The 22,822-nt window shown below is 60.6% G+C and carries 8 protein-coding genes; 4 read left to right on the forward strand and 4 right to left on the reverse strand.

Annotated elements, in window-relative coordinates:
* Positions 1-12: 12 nt before the first annotated feature.
* Complete coding sequence (locus VGN12_07385; GenBank protein ID HEY4309259.1) at positions 13-1,695, reverse strand: BBP7 family outer membrane beta-barrel protein; 1,683 nt, start codon at positions 1,693-1,695, stop codon at positions 13-15.
* 542 nt (positions 1,696-2,237) lie between these two features.
* On the opposite strand from VGN12_07385, the gene VGN12_07390 reads away from it, so the two are divergent.
* Together VGN12_07390 and VGN12_07395 are read left to right on the forward strand one after the other, a co-directional pair.
* Positions 2,238-15,413, forward strand: a complete 13,176-nt coding sequence (locus tag VGN12_07390; protein HEY4309260.1) for an NF038122 family metalloprotease — start codon at positions 2,238-2,240, stop codon at positions 15,411-15,413.
* Between the two features lie 667 nt (positions 15,414-16,080).
* Positions 16,081-18,690 (forward strand): Calx-beta domain-containing protein, encoded by a 2,610-nt coding sequence (locus VGN12_07395; protein HEY4309261.1) that lies wholly within the window; start codon positions 16,081-16,083, stop codon positions 18,688-18,690.
* A 221-nt stretch (positions 18,691-18,911) separates the two neighbouring features.
* Here VGN12_07395 and VGN12_07400 read toward each other — a convergent pair whose 3' ends face one another.
* A complete protein-coding gene (locus tag VGN12_07400; protein ID HEY4309262.1) occupies positions 18,912-19,130 on the reverse strand; it encodes a carbon storage regulator in 219 nt (72 codons plus the stop codon).
* A 434-nt stretch (positions 19,131-19,564) separates the two neighbouring features.
* On the reverse strand, positions 19,565-20,503 hold the full coding sequence (locus VGN12_07405; protein ID HEY4309263.1) for a PIG-L family deacetylase: 939 nt from the start codon (positions 20,501-20,503) through the stop codon (positions 19,565-19,567).
* 359 nt (positions 20,504-20,862) lie between these two features.
* On the opposite strand from VGN12_07405, the gene VGN12_07410 reads away from it, so the two are divergent.
* On the forward strand, positions 20,863-21,786 hold the full coding sequence (locus VGN12_07410; protein HEY4309264.1) for a nuclear transport factor 2 family protein: 924 nt from the start codon (positions 20,863-20,865) through the stop codon (positions 21,784-21,786).
* 54 nt (positions 21,787-21,840) lie between these two features.
* Entirely contained in the window at positions 21,841-22,656 is an 816-nt protein-coding gene (locus VGN12_07415) for a hypothetical protein (GenBank protein HEY4309265.1), read from the forward strand.
* A gap of 34 nt (positions 22,657-22,690) precedes the next feature.
* Here the strand turns inward: VGN12_07415 and VGN12_07420 are convergent.
* The coding region (locus VGN12_07420) for an IS5/IS1182 family transposase (protein HEY4309266.1) at positions 22,691-22,822 on the reverse strand (132 nt) is incomplete at its 5' end.

A 22,822-nucleotide genomic window follows, 5' to 3' on the forward strand; every position in this document is an offset into this window, starting at 1 on the left:
TGATTGACGTTACTACCAGCGGTATTCCGCGCCAACGGTAAAGCCCTGCAGCCACATGTCCGTCGGATTGTTCAGGTATGTCGGACGGGCGATCGTCTGCGGAGCACCAGGCGTCGGCGGCGGGCTGACGACCGTGTCGATTTCGTTGCCCGGCCGTGCCAGCCGCGTGATGTAGGTGAAGTTGTAACCGGCCGTGGCGCGCCAACCCTGCGTGATCTGATAGCCAAGCTTCAGATTCAATTCGGGGATCATCGAGAACTGGTCTTTGCGATAGAGCCCCATGTTGCTCGGCTGCGTCAGCACACCACCGGCATAGTCAGTCGACGTGGTGCCGGTTCGTACGCGAGTGAAGCCGTCGATATTCACGGTTTCGTGCATGTCGCCGAAGGCGATCTTTCCGGTCGTTTCGAGCACCCAGCGGCCGCGACGCATGTCCTTGAACAATCCCACGTCCAGGCCGTTGAAGTTGTTCTTCACGCCGAAGCTATCCAGATGCTGGAAGCCTGCTCCCACCGGCACTCCGGTGCCCACGATGTCGGTGTTGTCTTGAATCTGGATTCCTTCCTCGGTCCGGAACCAGCGATAACCGACCAGCATGAACATGCGATGATCTCGCAGCAGGTCGACCCCGATGAGCCGCTTCAACATCACGCCCGCCGATTGGATCGAGCTGGACGAGGTGATGTGAATGTTGCCGTCGAGGTTCACCGTGCCACCCCCAGGCCCGGCGGCATTAGGGAAAGCAATCAGGTCTCGCGATTGGCCCGGAATGTTCGGATTGTAAAAAGGGCGGGCCAGAATCTCCGCCGTCGTCGAGCCGTTGCTGAACACCGAGGCGGCATCGAAGTTGGTCGTCTCGGTCCCCAGGGCCCAATAGTTGCCTTCCACGGCCAGCACGTCGCCGACCAGCCATGCGCCGAAGGTGATGCGGCCGCCGCTCCGCATATCGGTGTTCAAGGCTTGATTGCCGAACAGGATGCTTGTGCCCGGCTGCCCCAGTACACCTGCTTGAGCCTGCGGCGTGCCGATCGGACTGGTCGTGACTAGCGCCGGAACACGATTTCCTTTGACCCAAAAGCCGAGGTAGTCGACGTCCGCCCACATCGAGCGGCACGAGTAAAGTTCGTTCCACAGCACGTTCGTGGTGGGCACCGAGCGCACGGCATCCATGAAGCAGCTCGATTGCGGCGCACAGTAGCCATCCTCGCAGTCGCCGTCGCCCTCGCCCTCGCCCTCGCAGTATTCGCCATCTCCACCGCCAGTCGGTTGCGGTGACTGGACTTCTTCTCCGCCGGTAACGTATTGCTCGGGCGTGTTGGCGTAATTCATCAGGCGTGGAATCGCGGCCGTGCCGGATTGCCCCTGGCCGTCGTCCTCGGCGTTGTCGTCCCCGCGTGGCGACATATAGGCCGACTGCGGGTCGATTACACCTGGCGTACCACTGTCGCCTGGGGTCATGCCTTGCGACACGACTGGCGTCGCCACCAGGCCGAACGTCGGGTTAGCGGTACCAGCTGCAGGGCCACCATAGCCGGCTGCCGATTGCTTCTCGGCAACGTCCGTCTTGGCCTGCTGCCGTTTAGCGTAATACGAATCCATTACCTGCTTCGACGGCTTCGAAGCTTGCGGCGCTTCGGCCCGAGCTATTAACGCCATCTGGGCGATGGCCGTCAGGAATAGAGCAACGCGGATCATGCCTATAGACCCCCCGATGAAAATCCAAACCGTCGGCCGGCCGTGCCAGTTCTGACGGTTCTGCGGTATATGAGGATTCGACCGAATGATCGGATTGTTCCAAAGAATCAGGGTCGACCGGCATACTCGCTCTCTCTTTCCGTGGCGATGCGGAGAGCGCAGTTTGTCCCACTTCCGCAACCTTGGGCAGCAAGTGCCGTCGCGCTTTACCAAGCCTGCCGGGATCGCGATTGCGACGCTTGCTCTGCCACTGGATTTGGCGAATTCAGGATGATGAATCGCAGGAGTTTGAGCGCGCAGCGATCAACCAAAACCATCGCGTCCCCCCCCGAATAAGAGCACGAAAGCGCACTCCGAACCGCATCTGGGGGTGGCACTTAGAATTACATTTATGCCCAAGTGGCAAACTTTGACTTTTTTATTGACTATTCTGCCACCCCAGCGGATATTCGGAAGAACTTCCATTTTACGCCCCCGACAAGGAACAGAGCCTCACAGGCCCTGCGGTGGGCGATTGCGGGTCAACAGGGGAGGGCCTCTCCGTGGGTGTTTGGCATTTTGGTCGCGCGCGCCGTGCGCAAGGTTTCAAGAAAAAAGAACCGCTTGGCGGTGCGATAGCACGTCGTACTTGCGGCCTGCTCGTTGAGCCGCTTGAAGAGCGAATACTGTTTTCGATCGCACCGACGCTGGTGTCGATCATCAGCAATATTCCCAACGACGGCGCCACGCTCAGCACGGATGCAACGCATCCTACGGCGTTCACGCAAGCGCCGCAGCAGCTGATCCTCAACTTCGACGATGGTCAAACCATTGACCCGACGACGTTGTTGACCGGCATCCACATCGTGCGCGCCGGTGGTGACGGCACGATCGGCAACTCGAACGACATCTCGCTGACGCCGCAGCCGGCCAATCCCGTCGCCAGCCAGACCTACGATTATTACGAAAGCATTTCGGAGCAGACCAATCAGGTCGTCATCCGCTTCCTGAATACGCTGCCTGACGATACCTATCAGATCTCGGCCACAAGTGCCCTGAAGAACACCTCGGGCCAGGCGATCACGAATCCCGAGTCGATCAAGTTCTCGCTGAACTATGGTGCGCAGGTTTCGGCCGTCGTGCCGCAGCCCGTCACGCGCAATGCGAGCGGCGTGCTGCAACAGGCCACGAATCAGATCCAGGTCTATTTCTCGAACGACGTGCTGCAGACGTTGCCCAATAGCAACAATCTGGATCCGACCCTCTTCCAATTGATTTTCACCGGCGCCAACGGCGGCACCGCCAGCACGGCCGACGACGTGACGTACAACCCGACCTCGGTCGTGTACAACGCCACTCAAAACATGGCGACGCTGACGTTCGCCAAGAGCCTAGACCAGTTAGGCAGCGGCACCGGAACCTATCGTCTGCGCATCGGCGACGATGCGACAAACGGCGGCACGTCGACGATCAATCTGACCGGCGCGAACCAGCCCGGTTCGATGTTCTCGAACGCCTTCTCCGTCGGCCAGCTCGACGCCACGAACACGCTTTCTTCGCAGAGCACGCTGATCACCGGCGGTCTGATCCAAGCGCCCGGTTCGAGTTCGACGAACAACGCCGCTTATCCGTTGATCTACCCGGGCGGGCCCACGGACCCTGGCCAGCGTAACCTGCCGACGCCTGATCCGGCGGACATCGGGCTTACGGGCCAGATCCCCACCGTCGATTCGGTCGACAATCTGAATCACTTCTACGGCACGGCCAGCGCCGGGCAGGCCACGTTCGGCGCCGACTCGACGGCCGGCATTAGCACGATCTATTACAACTTCCGCAGCATTTACGGCACCGATCCGCTAGGCAATCCGCTGATCAATCAGATCACCGCTCAGCAAATGCAGGACGTGCGCGACATCTTCACGCTGTGGGGACATTACCTGGGCGTGCAATTTGTCGAGACCTCGTCACAGGGGCTCACGATTGCCACCGGCGATACGCGCGCTGTCGCCTCGTACATTCCCGTGACCAGTCTCAATGGCATCGAAGGCCTGAGCAGCGTCATGAACACCGACGGCTCCACCTCGACGATTCCCGTGGCCATCGTCAGCAATTTGACGGACTGGGGTGCGAGCGAATACGGCGGAGCCTATTTTCAACAGGCCATGCAACAGGTCGGTCACTATCTGGGCTTGAACCAGTCCGGTGACCTGCCCGGCCTGCAAGTCATGGGAAGCACCGGCGCCGCAACGGACTCAAGCGGCAACCCGATCACGAACGCGCCCGAGCCAGTGCTGCCCGGCAGCTTCGACATTCTCGACGGACAATTCCTGTACCGGCCCGAGAGCAAAGACATCAACGTCTACAGCTTCTCGCTGGAACACTCCGGCACGTTTTCGGCCGAGACGATTGCGCAGCGCGCACCGGTGAACAGCCTGCTGAACACTGTGCTAACCCTCTACGATAGCTCGGGCAATATCGTCGCCCGCAATGACGACTATTTCGGCTCGGACTCGTTCATTAATCTTTCGTTGCAGTCTGGCCAGTATTACATCGTCGTCACCAGCACGGGCAATACGAATTTCAACCCCAACGTTGCGGATAGCGGCGGTGGCGGCACCACGCAGGGCGGCTACGACCTGCGTTTGAGCTTCAGCCCCATCCCGCCGGATAAGCAACTTACGGACCTCGGAGGTCAGGCGCTCGATGGCGACTTGAACGGCATCGCCGGCGGCGACTTCAATTTCTGGTTCCAGGTCGGCAACGCGTCGAGCACCATCTTCGTCGACAAAACCGCGGCCGCTGGCGGCACCGGTTCGATCACGGCGCCTTACAACAATATCGCCACGGCACTTTCGGTCGCCGCTTCGGGCGAGATCGTGCGCATCGTCGGGAACGGCGGGACCGACGGCGTCGTCTCGACGCTCGGTGACGACCAGGCCTACGAGATCGGGCGCGATTCACTCGGTAATCCCTTGTCCGACGGCACGACCTTCAACGTGCCCAAGGGCGTCACCGTGATGATCGACGCCGGGGCCGTTATCAAATTGCGCGGCGCCAACATCAACGCCGGTTCCATTACGCAAGGGTCCGACCTCAGCGGTGGCGCGATTCAGGTTCTGGGTACACCACAACAGAGCGTGTACTTGACCTCGGACAATAACGAGGCCATCGGGGTCGACACGAATCCGCTGAAGACCACTCCCGCGCCGGGCGATTGGGGCGGGTTGGTCTTCCAAAACGACTCGGACTTCGAGCAGAACGGCGTGTTCCTGAATTACGTCGCCAACGCCAATATTTCCTACGGTGGCGGCGCCGTAAATGTCGTCGGGCAGCAGCAAGTCTACGACCCGATCGACATGGTCACGTCGCGGCCGACCATCCTCAACAACAATATTCACGACAACGCGGACGCCGCGATCAGCGCTGACCCCGACAGCTTCCAATTCAACCTGATCGAAGGGAACAGTGCCGCTACGGGCTTGTACATCGCCGATTACAGCCGTACCGGGCCGGTGATTCATGGCAACGTGCTAGCCCGCGACAGCATCAACGGCCTATTCATCCGCATTCGCACGAATGCCGGAGCGCCGATCGACGTCTTGGACGTCACGGCGCGACTGACCGCCACCGATATCGTCTATGTGCTTTCGCAAAACCTGCTCGTACAGGGCGAAGCGGGGGGCGCCGTAGCACTCGATGCCAACGGCCAACTTACGAACACTCCGCTCGGCGGCGGTACCGGTACGGCTCAGCAACGCGTCAGCGCCGGCGGCGGTGTGGGTGACTTGATCGTCGATCCGGGCGTGATCATCAAATCCAACGGCGCGCGCGTCGAAGTCGGCATGGGCGCGCAGCTCATCGCCGAAGGCACCTCGGCCAAGCCGATTATCTTCACATCGTTGTTTGACAATACCTATGGCGCCGGAGGGGTCTTCGCGACGACCGGCAATTTCAGCAGTGTCCCTGCCATGGGGGATTGGGCCGGTTTCTACTTCGATCCGATTTCCACCGGCAGCTTCGACCATGTCGAGCTCACCTACGCGGGCGGCATCTCGGCGATCGAGGGTGGCTTCGCCAGTTTCAATCCGATCGAAATTTACCAGGCCACGGTGCGCATCGCGGACAGCGTTCTCGAGAATAACGCCGGCGGCGCCGACACCAGCAATCGCAACGGTCGCGGTTCGAATGCCGCGGCCGCGATCTACGTCATCGGCGCCCAGCCGGTGATCGTCAACAATATCTTCCGTAACAACACGGGAGACGTCATCAGCATCAGCGCTAACAGCCTGACGGCGCAAAACGTTCCGGACTGGGGACGTAGCACGGGCGCCCTTGGTCGCTTCACGCAGTTCGACGACAACGACGGTCCGCTGGTGCGTTTGAATGTGCTGCAAGGCAACACGATGAACGCCATGGAGGTGCGCGGCGCCACCCTGGACACGACTTCTGTCTGGGACGACGTCGATATCGTGCATGTCCTACAAAGCAATATCGACATTCCGAATTTCGAAAGCGTCGGCGGCCTCGAGCTGAAGAGCAGCCCCACGCAGAGCCTGGTCGTGAAATTGGCCGGTCAAACGGCCGGGTTCACCGCCGGCGGGCAACCGCTCGATATCAGCAATCGCATCGGCGGCACGCTGGAAATCTTGGGCACGCCCGGACATCCGGTTGTACTCACGTCGCTGGGTGACAATACCGTGGGAGCCGGCGTCGACCTGTCAGGCAATGCGGTAACCACGACCGTCGGCGCGGCGCCTTCGCTTGGCATTCAATTCGAATTCGATTCGTCGGTGCCGACCGCGGCTCGCACCGCTCTGCAAGCGGCGGCCGCCGCTTGGAGCGCCGTGATTCACACGCCCGTCACGATCACGATCGACGTCAGCTTCGCACACCTGGGAGGCGACATTCTGGGCGATACGTTGCCCATCATGGCTTCGCTCAATTATGACCAGGTCCGCGCGGCGATGATCGCCAACGAGACGCCGGACGATACGTTCCTCAGCTTGCTGCCCACCTTCGCGCAATTAGTCACTTCGGTGCCGTCCGGCGTTACCGTCAGCAGTACCATGCAGGTGGCGCGGTCCGAGGCGCTGGCGTTGGGCTTTAGCCCCTCACAATTGCCGACGACCAAATCGGCCGTCAACGGCACGACGCCGATCGACGCCTCGATGCAGTTCAGCCTCGACTTCCCCTTCGACTACACCCAGGCCGACGGCACCACGACGGGCGACGTCGATTTTACGGCCACGGCGATCCACGAATTGGGACACGCCCTGGGCTTCGACAGCGCGGTCGACGACGTCATTGGGGGAGTGACGAACGTCAACATGACGCCTCTCGATATGTTCCGCATGGCACCGGGCCAGGGAGCTACGAATTTCACGAATGCGCCGCGCATTCTCCAGGAAGGAAATCCCGGCACGCAGGTCTTTTACGACGGCGGCCAATTCAACAATCCGGCGCTGATGGTCCCGGGCTCAACGGCAGGCGATATCCCGCTCTCGACCGGCAGCGACTTCCAGGCCAGCCACTGGCTGTATCGCGGTGACATCCCGTCGGCCACGCCCATCGGCATCATGGATCCGGTCGAAGTCGATGGCGAGCATATTCAACAGACCGACATCCGCGCGATGGAACTGATCGGTTGGAATACCTCGAACATCGCCAGTTCGGGTGCGTGGCAAGGCATCACGCTGACGCAGTACGCCAACGACCGCAACGTGGCCGCAGTCAATGAGCTCGAACCGTCGTACACCGGATCGACCGGCGATACCAACGGCACGCCGACCACGGCCCAAGCGCTCGGCACGCTCGCGCCGAACCAGCTCAACGGCGACGAGAATCTTCGCCTCGGTTTCGTCGTCAACGGTGCCATCAGTTACGACAATCCAGCCGATCAGGACGTGTATACGTTCCAGGGAACAGCCGGCACGCAAGTCTGGCTGCAAATCTCGAATACCAGCCCGTCGCTGGACACGGTCCTGCAATTGATCGACAGCAACGGCAACGTGCTGGCCAGCAGCAATGACGCGGCCGCCGAGATTCTGGGGACAGAGCAGATATCGACTGCCGCCGGCATCAACGCGCAGCCCCTCTCACTCGGCGATTTCTCAGGCGGCATTCAAGCTGGCGCCGATCCCACTGGCGTCAATGCCGATCTGTACAGCAAGAATATGAAAGACGCCGGCATGCGTGTGGTATTGCCTGGCGCAGCCGGTCAGACGTTTGCCTACTACATTCGCGTTCTCAGCAACAATCACCAGACCAGTGGCCAGTACTCGCTGCAGGTGCGCTTGCAAGAGCAGCCCGAGGTGGCCGGCACTACGATTCAATTTGCGGATATTCGCAACGCGACGACGGCGATCGACGTGCAAGGATTGCCTGACAGCTCGCCGCTGACCAGCACCTCGACGCAGGTCTACAACCCCGCCCTGATCAACGGCATCTCGAACAGCACGTTCAATGGCGCGCAAGACCTGGGCAACCTGCTGACCAGCGACCAGAACATGGTCAGCGTCTCCAGCCAGTTGGTGAATGCATCCCAGGTGCAGTGGTACAAGTTCACCCTGGACTACGCCGACGTCGAGTCGATTCTGGGAGGCACCAATGCCGACAAGTCGTGGTCGACGATCTTTGACATCGATTACGCTGGCGGCACCGCCCGTCCGGACCTGACGCTGTCGGTCTTCGACTCGCTCGGCAACTTGGTTTACATCAGCCGCAATTCCAATAACGTCGGCGATCAGCCGACGCCAACGGCGAGTGCCCAATCGAACTTGTCGACCGGCTCGTCGAGCCCGCTCGATCCGTTCCTGGGCAGCGTGCAGTTGCCGGTGGGCGGAAGCAAGACGTATTACGTCGCGATCAGTTCGGATGCGGAGTTGCCGTCGGATCTATCGCAAACATTCCTGCCCGCGGCCAACAGCCCCGAAGCGTTGGCGAATCCCACCATCCCGACGGTACCATTGCCCCTGTCGCTGGAGCGCATGGAACCGGTCGACAGCGTGGTGCGCATCGTCGAGGATCACATCGATCCCACGGTTCCCGCCGGCACCGACACAAGCAATCCTTTTGTGACGTTGCCGCTCAATCCCAGCGGCGGTTACGACTCCTTGGGTCAGACGATCGCTCCCACGACAACGTCGATTTTGCCCATCGCGCCGGCATTCATCTCGAACAACAACCCGAACCAGCCGGGCTCGATTATTAACGCCCTGAGCGCGAACATCGTTCCCTACACGCTGGCCGATGTGCCGTTGTTCATCGCGGCGAATCCGGGCAATAACGTGTCAACGCCGCTGTACTCCGTGAACGCCGCTACGGGTGCCATCCTGAATAAAGGCAATCCGATAGGCATTATTCCCACCGAGAGCGGTGGCGCCCTTGCCGAAACCAGCACCATCACGATGCGCAGCGACGGGCTGCTGTACGGCGATCAGACGATCGAAACCTCCTCTGGGAACGGCGGCGTAACGATTATCATCGATCCGTCGAACGCCAACGCCTATCCAGCCGGTGCGGACGGTATTGCCGCCGCGACGCTTCCCGTTACGGTCGCTAATCCTCCGGCGTTCCCCAACAGCGCCGTTACTACCAATGGGGAACTCGCCGTCGGTGCGATGACGTTCATCGATTACAACAACGGCCAGAATCGGACATTCATCATCGGCGACACGGACCATTACTATGCCTACTACGCCGTGACCGACATCTTCGGCATGTCGCACTTGTATGTGGTGAATCCATCAACCGGCGGTGCCACCGGTGGAAAAGACAGTTTCTTCAACCCCGTTCCGCTCAATAACGAAGGCGCCTTCGGACCGTATGACGGCACGATGTACATGAATCCTCCGTCCGGTAGCGGCGGAGTCATCACCAGCAGCGATGTGGGCACCGTGACCGGATTGGCCGCGGTAACACATATCGGCAAGATTCTGCAATTCCCCGACGCCTCGGCCATCAACAATGGCTCGACGTTCAGCATCGCCGACAAGGATCACACCGACACCTTCGAATTCGTTTTCTCGTCCAGCACAAACACCGGCACCAACATTCCGATTTTGATCGGCAGCACGGACGACGCGCAAACCGTCGCCTCGAAGACCATCGCCGTGATCACGGCGTTGACGCAGTCGTTTTCGCCTGAGGGATTGAACGTCATTCCCGAGCAGGACGGGAATGTCGTCACGTTCATTAATGCCTTCAGCGCCAGTGGCGGTACATCGCCCATCAACGTGTTCGACTTGCCGGAGTACGGCAATACCGTCTACGGCGTAACCAAGACCGGACAATTCATCACGATCGATACCGGATTCGACGCTTTGTTCAATACCGGGTCGACCGGCATTGTCAACCACATCACGAACCTCGGCTCGAACTTGCACTTTGCCGGACTGGCGCTCGCCCCGCAGGATTTGGACATTAACGGCGACGGGTTCATGGGAGACCTGACGGATGTCGTGTTCGCCATTACCGACAACGGCGACATCTACGCCATTAACACAGACGCTAACAATGGTAATGGTGCGATCATCACGTCCGTGCCGTCGAAGATCCTCGGCGATCCCGCGGTCAATCTGTGGCCCGGCGGCGCCGACCACCTCAGCACCGGCTTGCACAACGTGACAGGGCTGGCTTTCTCGCCCGTCGACTACAATCCGTGGCATCCCACGACTCTCGGCGCCGTTGATCCCGGACACGGTATCTACGAGGCCCCGGACAACAGCCGCAACATCAATCCTCTTGACACCGGCACCAATACCACGGCCATCGCCGGTGGCGCCAGCTATTACTTCGGGCTGGAGAATTACGAGACCAACAGCCCCATCACGTCTCCCTTCCACTACATTTCCTATCCGCAGTTGACGGCCTACGACACCGAGGTTGGATTGGCCAACGGCAGCCTGCCGGGTGCCCAAAATGCGCAATACGGCGTGCAACTCACCGCGGAGCAATCCGCACTGACGGCCTATAATGCGGGTTTCTACCCGATTCCGGCTCAGGTCACGGCCAATAACATTGAGAATCTGCTGATCGGCAACAACTACAACGCACCGGGCGGAACGCACGGCGACCTGATTACGAATTCGTTCAGCCTGGCCGGCTACTCCTCGAACGATCTGCCGACGTTGTATTTCAACTACCTGCTCTCGGCCGGTTGGAATGCCACGACCAGCTCGGGCGATGACATCGCGCGGGTGCAGGTCTCGACTGACAATGGCGCAACTTGGACCACCGTGGCCAGCAATCAGGCCTCGGACATGGCCAAATACCAGTCGGTGTTCTCCAATACGGGCTCCAACAATTCGAAGCAGGGAACTCAGTTCCTGTTCAACGCGCCGCAGGTAAGTGCCACCGATCCTACACAGGGGATCGAGGATACCTGGCGACAAGCACGCGTCGACATGTCCCAATTCGCCGGCGCCGCCAACATCAAGTTGAGGTTCGACTTCACCTCGAATGCGGGCAGCAATAACAATCACGGTTTGGCGATCGACGACATTCTCGTCGGCCTGGCCGATCGCGGTGAAATGGTCACGCAAGACCCGGCGACCATCAACACCAGCTCGGACCCCACCGCGCTAAATACCCTGACGACGTTCTTCCCGGTGCCGCAGAATCCCACGCCGGGCTCGGCAACGCAGAGCTTGGTCGGCGCGTATCAGCTGTCGATTCGTCGCGGCCAAGAATACGCCACGACCCAGTTCGGCATCAGCCCGGACATCGCGATCGACCCCACGAAACTGTTGTTGGGCAGCGACCGCTCGGAGACGAACTACTCGCTGCTGGCTCCGGGCATGATCGAGATGGACCTCAACTCGAACTTCGTATTGGCGGGATTGCTTGCTCACGATAATCCTGCCGCAAGCCTATTGCCGGCGTCGTTCACGATTAGCGACGGGCTGGGCAATTCGAAAACCTTCGAGTTCGACTCGGAAGGTATTCCACTCGACCAGAGCAATCTGCTTACTACTCCCTACGATTTCATTCCGAACGGTGTTTCAGCGGGCAATGTGGGAATTCCCTTCTTCTCGCTCAACCAAAGCCTGGCCGAGCCGCTTTCGGCAACTCAGCTGAATACACTGAATGAATCGATCGTCAACACGATCAACGCGCAGACGAGTGCCACTTTCCGCGTTCGTGCGGCACTTGATCCAACGGGCAAGATCTTCCTGATTCCGACCGGCGTCTCGTCCGCGCAGGTAGGCCTGAACCTCAGCAACGCCACTGTGCTCCTTTCGTCGACGCCACAAATCACGGCCGGCCAGACGTTCACGCTCTCCGACGGGTTCTACAACCGCACGTTCGAATATGTCCTCGCCGGCGGGACCGTCGCCACGGATGGGCAACTCCTGCCCGACGGCAATCGGGCCGTGCTGTTCACGAATGCGGATAGCCCGATCACGGTCGCCACGCATATCCTCAAGGCGATCAATTCGCAGACCAGCGCCACCTTCGCGGTGTCGGCCTCGATTCAGGGTTGGACCGGCAGCGGTACCCCGCCGAACGGCACCGTGACCAGCAACCAGATCAACCTGTTCGGTGCCCAGACGAGCAGTACGAACATCCCTGGTCTGACCATACTGAAATACGACAACCGTGGCGACGTGAACCCCGTCCGGGCGCAGGGCGAGCTGATCATTGCCAACAACGACATTCAAAATGCCGCCAACTACGGCATCAATGTTGAGCCGGCCAAGCGTGACGGCACTAACGCCCAGCAGCAATCGGCCGCGAACCTGGTGAACGTCAACAATTCCGTCAATAAGCAGACGGTCGCGGTACCGCAGGGTCCGCTCTTCCCCGGCAGCAAGAACTTCACCTTCGGGATCGGATTGGCCCCGGGCGTGGTCATCCAGAACAACATCATCGACTCCGCCGGCACGGCTGGCATCAACTTCATGGGTGATGCCGACGTCGATGCGGCGGGCAACATCCTCCCCACGGCGATCGCCTCGTTCGGCCGAATCGTCAATAACACGATTTACGGCGGCGGCAACGGGGTCGGCATCGCGGTCTCGCGAAACGCCAGTCCGACGTTGCTCAACAACATCCTCGCCAATCTGGCGGTTGGTGTGATCGTCGATTCGTCCAGCACGTCAACCGTGCTGGGGGCAAACCTGTATCAGGGCAACACGCAGAACACGGTCGGCACGGGTCTGGGCAGCTTCCCGGCGACTCCGGCAACCAACGCTCCGCTCTTCGTGAATGCCGCCAATCACAACTTCAACTTGCTGGAGAAGAACAGCTCGGGCCTGACCAACCTGGCGATCGACAGCTCGCTGCAGACGCTGGCTGATCGCACGGCCATGACGACGATCGATTCCCCCTTGGGCATCGGCGTCATCAACGGCGTCGTGGTCGGCCTGCCGATCATCGCGCCGGCGACCGACGAGACCGGCAAGCTGCGTATCGCCGATCCCAACGTTCAATCGAGCGGTGGCACGGGATCGAACGTCTTTATCGATCGCGGTGCGCTCGACCGCAGCGATTTCACCGGCCCCACGGCCGCACTGTTCAACCCCAGCGACAATGGCAGTACCGACCAGGACCCGACGCTGAACACCGTCCTGTACGGCAGCGGCGCACTGTTGAACTTCCAGATCCAGCTCAGTGATGGCACCGGATCAGGGATCGATCCTTCGACCGTTTCGGCGGCGAGCTTCGCCGTGTATGAGGATGTGCCTGCCGGTCAGAATCCCGCGAATTTCCCGCAGGACCTGCTGACCCTCGGCACGCAATACGCCTTTACCTACGATCCGACGAATAATGTGGCCCGCTTCACTCCCACCACAGGGACGTGGGCCAGCGGCCATACCTATACGATCGTCGCGGCCAATTCAGGTGCAAACGCTATCAAGGATTTGTCCGCCAACCCGTTGCAGCCCGACAGTAATTCGGGCAACACGGTCGGTCTGTCGATTTACACGGTCGCCATTCAGTCGATGAACTTCGGCACCGCACCGGCCCCCTACCCCACGACATTGGCTCAGAATGGTGCCCGCAGCATCATTAGCGGCGACGGTCTGTTCTTCGGCACCAGCGAAAACACTGCCGCCGATGGGCAGCCCAATACCAACGCCGGCAACGCCCTGTCAGGAAACGGCGTGGTGTTCAGCACGCTGGTCCCCGGCACGGTCGGATCGGTCGCGGTAACGGCGTCGAAGTCGGGGGGCACCCTGAATGCTTGGATCGATTGGAAGGGGGACGGTTCCTGGGCGGACTCCGGGGATCAGTTCACGTTCTACAACAATCCTTCGCTAACCGGCACTCCGGTGACGACGTTGACCGCTGGCACCAGCACGCTTTACTTCTCGGTGCCGGTAACCGGTGTCACGACCACGTACGCCCGCTTCCGCATCAGCACCCAGGGAGGACTCTCCTACACCGGCCTGGCGCAGGACGGCGAGGTCGAAGACTACAAGGTCGCCATCCAGCCAACCACGGCCTACACCGTGGTGCTGGCCGATCCGACCACGGGCAATCCGCTGCCGATCGTGAACGGCAACTACGTCGTTCAACCCGGCGCCACATTCGTGGCGCAGGTTTATGTGACCGATACGCGTATCGCGGGGGCGACCGGCGTCACGTCCGCGTTCGCCGATCTGACGCACGACAACAGCCTGGTGAGCTGGATTGCCAATTCGCTGGTCATCAACGGCTCAGCGTCGACGGGCTTCCCCAATAATGAGAGCGGCACCCCCAACGCCGGCGGACAAACCGACATCAACGAAGCGGGTGGCACCCGGTCCACCGCTCCGTCCTCGCTCGGTTCGCCCGAACTCCTCTTCAGCGTGAAGGGGACCATGTCGTCGGGCGCCGCACTGGGCTCAATCGTCGATTTCGCGACAGCGGCCGCCACGGGCACGGGGCACAGCACATTGGTCTCGGGTTCCAGCCAGCCGGTGGTCGCCACTTACGGCCAGGCTCACCTGATCGTGCCGACGGCCCTCTGGCAGAATCCGTCCAGCTTGTATCAGCAGGACGCGACGCACGTCATCAGTCCCGATATCAACGGCGACGGCAACGTGAACCTGTCCGATATCATCAACCTGATTTCGGTGTTCAATGCCCTCGGCCCGGTCGACCTGCACGGACCGAGCTACCCGCTGGCTCTGCCCGGTGCTCATGGCCCGTACATTGACGTGAATGGCGACGGTGTGATGAACCTTGGCGATATCATCGCCGAGGTGACCTACTACAACCAATTCGGCCCCAGCACCGCGCCGCATCAGGTTGTCGTTGTCGGTCAGCAAGTGGTCTTGGCGCAACCGCTCGCGACACAGTCTGCTGCCAGCACGCCGGCTCAGCCCGCAGCCAGCCAGGCATCGACTCCCAGCCTATCGGCAGCACCGCTGGCGTCGAATGTGGCGGCCGCGGTTCCGGCAAGCGTGCAGGCCTCGGCAATCGACGTCTCGGCGGCAAATCCGGTCGCCGCCACGGCGACGACCGTCACCAAGTCAGCCGTGGCTGACACGGTATTCGCTACGGACAATGTTTCGAGCTCGCTGGCCAGCCCGTTGGCGGCCTCCAGCGATTGGTCCACGACCTCGGTAGCGCAGGCCTCGGTGGCGGCACGCAGCGTCGCGGCCAGCTCGCCAACCACCGGCAACGTTGCGACGACGGCCGCGGCCGCTCACTCGCAACTGTTTGCCGATTACGACTTCGGCACGAGCTTCCTGGACGCGGAGGATGACGAGCCGGTTCTGGCCTTCGCGTCGGGCGATTCGGACGACTGATCGTCCGTGACCATTACATCAGGTGCCACTTCATCGCCGGGGATAAGGACGCCCCCGGCACCGGGGTCGGCCCCGGCGGCAGGCATGGCCGTCTGAACCTAATGGTCGTAGCGGTCGTAGGACCGTCCAAGAGTGATTGGGCGACCGGCCCCGCGCAGGAACTTGGCCTGTGGCAACAAGTTTCTTGCGGTCTTTGTTCGACCAGGATACTCTGAATGAATCTTCGGCAAACTCAAGCCGAACGACAATTTCGATCAAGCCCGTCCCTCTCATTCGAACGAGGTAACACGGGCCGAACAGAGAGCATCCGATTCGCCCGTCCGGTCCCTGTGCCCTGCCCACCTCGGCAAGCGCGTCACGACGCGAACCGTCTCGAGGTTTGGCCAGAGTCGCAGGAGAATAGAACAGACGGCGAATCCAATCGCGGTTTTTAAGAGAGGCAATCACGCGTCGGGCACGGATTCGGAACCCTTGCCCGCACGGCGTGAGTTAGTTGATTCGAAAGTGCGGCGGCAACGCCCGACGACCACGGGGAACGGGGTCTCGGGATCGAGTTGACGCCGTTTGAGCGCGCCATTCGGCGCAGGGACCAGAATGCCCCCCCAAGGGCACACAGGGCGCCACGATTGTCGCCCCATCCCCTCAGAGAGCAGAGGCGCAGCAACCCATGAGTGTGTTCCGCTATTTAGGCCGTCGCCCGAAGTCGTCCCGCCGTGCCCCCAAGCCGACCCGGCTGACATTCGAGTCGCTCGAATCGCGGGCCCTGGTCACCGCCGACCTGTTGACGAGCGTGCCCCTGGCGATCGCCTCGACGGACAGTAGCGCCACGGCCACACCGCAAGCCACGGCGCAGGCGGCCGATACCAATGCCAGCCAGGCGGCCAGCGTCAGCTACACACTCAAGCTCACTGACAATAACGATCAAGAGATCACCGGACCGATTGCAGTCGGTCAGACCTTCTGGATCGACGTCTTCGTCGACGATCCCCGCACGGGACTTAGCGATGCCGGTGTCGTTTCTGCATCGCTCAACGTGAATTACGATAAGAGCGTCATGACCCCGACCGGTACCATCGATCCCGGTACGGACTATCCCGTCCCCAATTCTGCGAGCCACGGCAACACCACCGCCAGCCCAGGCACGATTCAGAATCTCACTGGTTCACAGAATATACCTATCAGTGGCAATCCCACGCCGTTGGGTAGCGGTCCGATCCTACTCGATCGGATTCAAATGACCGCCAACGCCGTGACGGGTGCAAACGGTTCGACAATTCAGACGGCGCCCACGCCATCAGATACACAAGGCAATAACTCAGTCTTTGTAAACGACTTGGACGGCAATCCGACCACAACGGATGGCGGGTATATCCCGGGAACGTCAATAACGCCTGGCACCGTCAACGCCACAATTGTATCCCCCGTCACGGCCCATTTAACCGGCGGTACGGCAACTGCCGGTAGCGCCGCGACCAGCCTGACCATTACTGCCTCGTTGAGCGGCGCCGTAAACGAGCCCGTGACAATCCACTACCAAACGCAACTCGACGGAACTGATACAGCGGTTGCGGGGAAAGATTTCACGAGCACCACGAGCAGCGTGCAACTCGCCGCGAACCAAACGACCGCCACGTTCAACATCAATATCCCGGCCGACACCACGTCGCCGGGGGATAAGACGTTCCACGTCGCGATCACCGGCATCGACGTCTCGAACTCAAGCCTGGTCACGTTCGATCCGGTGGCCAGCGAAGCGCTGGGCACCGTCCATGTCGTCGCTCCGGCGCCCACGGTTACGATCGCAGGTTCCACCGTGCAAGCGCAACCGAGCGCTTCGACCATGTCGTTCAACGTGCATCTCACGAACGCCACTGACAAAGATACAATCATCGATTACAGCACACAGGTGAACGGCACAGATACGGCCGTGCCAGGTACGGACTTTACCGCGGTCACCGGGCAGACGCTGACAATCGCCGCCGGACAAACCGACGGCACCATCACGATCACGACGCTTGGTAACACGGCGCAAACCGCGACCGATAAAACGTTCCATGTGCAGATTTCACTCGATGCGGCCAATCAATCGAACGCTACGCTTGGCACGGGGAACACGACCCTTTCCGCGCTTGGGACAATCACCAACGAGCCGGCGGTCGTGATTGGGAGTTCGAGTGTCACGCCGAACACTTCGGCCGCGACAACCATGAGCTTCCTCGTGACGTTGGTAAATGAACAGAAATCGGGTGATTTGATCAATGCCGGTCAGGACATCACGATTCATTACACCGTTTCCAGCACCGGCACGGATAACGCCGTAGGCGGGGCCAGCACCAATACGCCAGGCGTGGACTATCAGACCACAGGCACGACGCAGACGCTGGTAATTCCGCAGAACAGCAACAACGGCACGATCAAGGTGCCGATCGCGGCCGAGATCGCTGGCACCGGGACCAAGACGTTCCACGTCACGATTCAGGACGTCTCGGCGGGCGCATTCGTCGGCACACAATCGAGCGCGACCGGCACTATCAACCTCGGCAGCATCCCCAAGCCCGTGGTTTCAATTCAATCGGCATCCCTCGCCGAGCCGAGCACGACGCAGAATATGACGTTCACCGTCACGCTCTCGGCCCCCAGCAGTGTGCCGGTGACTGTGAACTATTCCATAACGCCCGGCACGGCACTGGCAAACACCGATTACACGCCGCCCACGAACGGTACCGTTACCTTCGCGGCTAATCAGACGACAGCAACCATCACGGTGCCAATCCTGCCGGATGCGAACGTGGCCCCCAGCGCCCAGTTCAAGGTTTCGCTAACCGCGGGCGACACGAATTCGACAGTCAGTCCGACGGCAGGCGTCGGCGTCGGCACGATTAACACCAACGGGTCTTTTTCCGGTAGCACCTTCATCGATACGAACAATGACGCCATCAAGGAATCGGGCGAACAGATTCTGTCGGGGGTGACGATCACCATGACCGGTACCACGTCGACGGGTCAGGCCGAGCAGTTGACGACGACATCCGCCGCGGATGGGTCGTTCAGCTTCTCGTCCGTTCCGCCCGGAACCTATACCGTCACACAGACGTCGCCGAGTGGATACCTGGGAGGTTCGGCGCATGCCGGCACCGGAGCAAACGTCGTGAACGGCAGTCAACTGACGTTCACCATCACCTCGGGCGATACGCTGTCGAACAACAGCTTCTCAGAGCGTGGCCTGCAGCCACAATTGATCACCAGAAGGCTGTTCCTGGCGTCCAACATCCACTAGCAAAAGTGCAAGTGGTGGTGTGATGGTAGAAACTCAGGGTGACTCGACGGTGGGGGCAATGGTCCGCTGATCGGGTTCTACTGACATGCCTGCGACCTGCCCCAGACCCGCGCCTTGGTCCCCCAGCGCCTTAACCGGTCTTGAGCCCCGGGTTGCTCAAGGCCTCGCTGAGCGGTTGTGATAGCAGGTGCGTTGACAGCGAGCTTCCGACAGCAAGCAGACTAGCTGCCGCATCCCACACAGGCCCCATCGACGGGCGTCTGCAGCTGAGCCACGGCGGGCGTCTTACCCCACTGGGCCAACTCGGCGCGCAGCACGCGATATTCGCCCGGCGCTTCGATTCCCAGCCGTACGCGATTCCCTTGGACGCTCAAAACCGAGATGGTAATTTCATCGGCGATGAGAACTTTTTCCCCTGGCTTCCTGCTCAAAACTAACATGGCATCCTCCGTTGATGGACGGCTGGGCAAAGCGGGATTTCCTATCCACTGCGGATAAGTCGGCTGCCGATATAGCAAGACGCGTGCCGGATGCAATGAATGTTGAACATGGCCACGCGCAACCCATTGCCCCATTGAACCTTAGACGCGTTTTTGGCAGTCGATAGCAACCTCCCGCTGGCGACTGACAAAATGTACTGTCGCAGCACGTTATTGGCGCGAAACCGCTCACCTTGGCAGTCGTACGTAACACCGCTCACGATTTCGTCTCTGAATGAGAGAGCGCTTCAATGGCTCATAGCCTCCCCCTACGGTGGTTATAAACGTGGGGTTTATGGATCGGGTCAATCACCCCAACCGGCGCTCGACAAATTGCAAGCCTTCGCCTGCACGTCTGGTGCAGTCACCGCGAGTTGCAAGCCCCGCAGTACGGCTCAGTCCCCAAAGAACGGAAAGAGCTTCCGCAGCTCTTCCTTGCTCGGCTTGCGGCCATACTCGCAAATCTCGAACGCTTCAGCGTATTGAACCTTCTCACCGCGTTCCGGTCCGTACCAGTCCGCCAGCACGGTGCGAAACCTCCCGGCGTTCGCACGATCCCGCCCACCGAGTGCCATACGTACCAGCTTGCGACGTTCCGTGGCTTTGGCCGGGTCGCTGGGGATGTTGTCGGCCGAGCCTAGCGCGCCCCCTTCGTAGAATTGCGATTCGAGTAGCATCAAGGCATCGAGTTTCTTCTCGCTGACGCCGTCGATCGCCACCGCGATATCCGCTTGGAACGGGTTCGGTTTCTGAAAATTGTCCGGGTAGAACAGGAACACCGGGTTCTTCTTCAGCGGCGGCGTATCAGAGGCGAAAAAAGGCACCGCGACCATAAAGGCCGCATCCTGCACGAGCGTGCCGGTATATCGATGGTCGGGATGATAATCATTTGGCCGGTGGCTCATCACGATGTCGGCGTTCCACTCGCGAATCAGCCTCGCGAGCGTACGACGATTGTCCAAGGTCGGCAGCAGCTCGCCGTCGTGAATGTCGAGGACCTGGCTGGTCGTGCCGAGCGCCTTGGCCACGGCTTCGACCTCGGACCTGCGACGCCGTGCGAGCGGACCACCCGCGTCGCGCCAATGCCCAATGTCGCCATTGGTGACCGACACGAATTTGACACGGTGCCCCTGGGCGACCCACATCGCGGCGACGCCACTGGCCTGTAGCTCGCAGTCATCGGGATGCGCACCAAAGCAGATGATGTTCAACTTGCCGTCGTCGGCTGCCCGAGCCGTGTACGCAAATGACGTCATGGTCAACGCAGCAACGATCGCGATGCGTGCGGCCGCCGCGGCACCGTTTCGTTCCAAGCGAGAATTCTTGTTCCCCATGTTCTGCCCTCTGTTAAATGCCAAACATCCCACGATTCGTGCGCAGCATAATCCCCGCTCTTGCCCACCACAAACTTCCGGCCTTCCGTTGAAACACGCAGACTGAACCGCATTCTTCCCGACCGGCCTGCGGGCTCAGGCATGGCAACGAATATGGATGCAGCGAGTATGGTGCAGGTCGGCCAGGTCGAAGGCAGGCCACATTAATCGATACATCCCTAACCGTCCGTTGCCGGGGGGCGAATCATCCCGGGGACGGGCTTCGCCGGCGGAGCTCCAGGCGCTGGTCGTGAGCCACGTGCGTCGTACAATAAAGTGCTGAATTTCTCGATTTCCACTGGCGATACTCGGGGGGAGTGATGCGTCCAGCCTTGTGTTTGTCTGCGCTGTTATTGGGCGGCGCGATTATCTCCGGCAGTTCGGTTGCCGCCGAACCCCAAGCGACCGCCGCGCGTGTCAGCAGCGACGAGGCTGCCGTGCGCAGCGCCGCAACGGCCTACCGTCAGGCGCTCGACAAGAAGGACGTCGACGCCGTCACGGCCTATTGGACGCCCGATGCCGACTACGTCGACCAGTTAGGGCGCGTCTATAAGATTCATGCCGGTCTGGCTCTGGCGAAGAAGCTCTCGCAAGAAGCCTTTCACCTGGCTCACCTGGCGCCCCAGACCGAGACGTTGACCGTGCGATTCGTCACGCCGGACGTCGCGATCGAAGATGGCTCGTTCGAGCGCATCGGTTCGCTGGCGGGTCCGGCGCCGCAGGGGCGCTACACCGCCGTGTGGGTTAAGCGCGAGGGACGCTGGTTGATCGACGGCGTGCGCGAGTCGCCCGTTCGGGTCGAAGATAGTACGGTTGCCTTGGACGATCTTGGCTGGCTGATTGGCGACTGGGTCGCCGAGGGGCCGCACGTCAGCGCCGAAATCTCATGCAGTTGGGGACAAGACCAGAGCTTTATCGTCACCCATCTGAAGATGCGCCCGGCAACGGGAGAGCCGTTTTCCTCAACACAATTGATCGGCTGGGATCCGAAGGAGCAGCGCATCCGCTCCTTTATGTTCGATTCGCGCGGCGGCTTTAACGAGGGCGTATGGACCAACGAGGGGGATGGCTGGGTCGTCAAATCGGCCGCATCGCATCCCAACGGCAAGCGCACAACCTCGACCAAGATTTACAGCCGCATCGACGAAAACACCGCGATCTGGGAATCGATCGACGATGACGTGGCCGGCGAACCGACCGTCGATCTGCGTTTGCGAATCACACGCAAGCCAACCAAGAAGTAACCAGCCTGACGCACAAGCAGCTTGCCTAGGAAAGCTATTAACGTGGTATACCCCATGCGAAAATCACGGTTCGAATCCTGCCGCCTGTTGGCTGTCGTCGGTTGCGCAACATGCATCCTTGGTGCGATCGCGCAATCGTCCCAGGCTCAGCAAGCGTCCCCCAAAGCCAAGGCGCCGGCGGCGCAGAAGGCACCGGCCGCCGCGCCGGCTCGCCCGAATGCCGACGCGAAAAGCGCCGCGCATCCCTCGGCCGAGGATTCAGCGGCCCGCGATCAGATTTTGCACAGTCCGCAGTGGCAACAAATGCTGCAGGATGTTGAAACCTGGCTGGCTTCGCAAACTCTGTATGACGCGGCCGAGGTGAAGCAGATTCAAGCTCGGCTGCATGTCGGCATCAGTCGTATGAATCCGTCACAATTGCAATGGTTCGAGAACGACATGGAGGCGAAGCTGCGCGTCTTGACCAGCGATCAAGCCAAGGGGGCCGAAGCCTATCTGGCGCAAACACTGGCCGTGGCATCGCCGACTTACGCGCGCAAGCTCCGTCAGAAGCTGCCGGATGTGCTCACAGCCACGGCCGCGCAAATCAGTCATCAACTGTCGGCCTTCTCGGCCAAGCAGGATTCGACCGTGCAAATTCAGCAGGCCTTTGCCGACGCGCGGCAAGCTAACATCGCCGCCAACCAGGCCCAAGCGGCATCACGCCAACAGGTGCTCAATCAGGACCTGGATCGAGAGTCGGCGGCGGTCAAGTCCGCGGTTAAGGGGAATGACTTCTCCAAAGCCCGCGATTACTTCCCCAATGCCGGCAACGACGGACCGTTCGGCCCGGGAACCTCGATCGGCTTCTTTGGCGGCGGATTCTTTTAAAAACCAGGCCTGATGGACCATGTTTACTTAAAGCCTATCCGAGAACCTTGGCGGCTCTCAAGGCGACGATAGCGAATTGAAAATGGAGCAGGCCCAGATAATTCGCGGCTTTCTTTTCCCAGCGGATCAACAAGCGCCGTGCGCGGTTGAGCCAGGAGTGCGTGCG

Source organism: Pirellulales bacterium, assembly GCA_036499395.1.
GTDB lineage: Bacteria > Planctomycetota > Planctomycetia > Pirellulales > JACPPG01 > JACPPG01.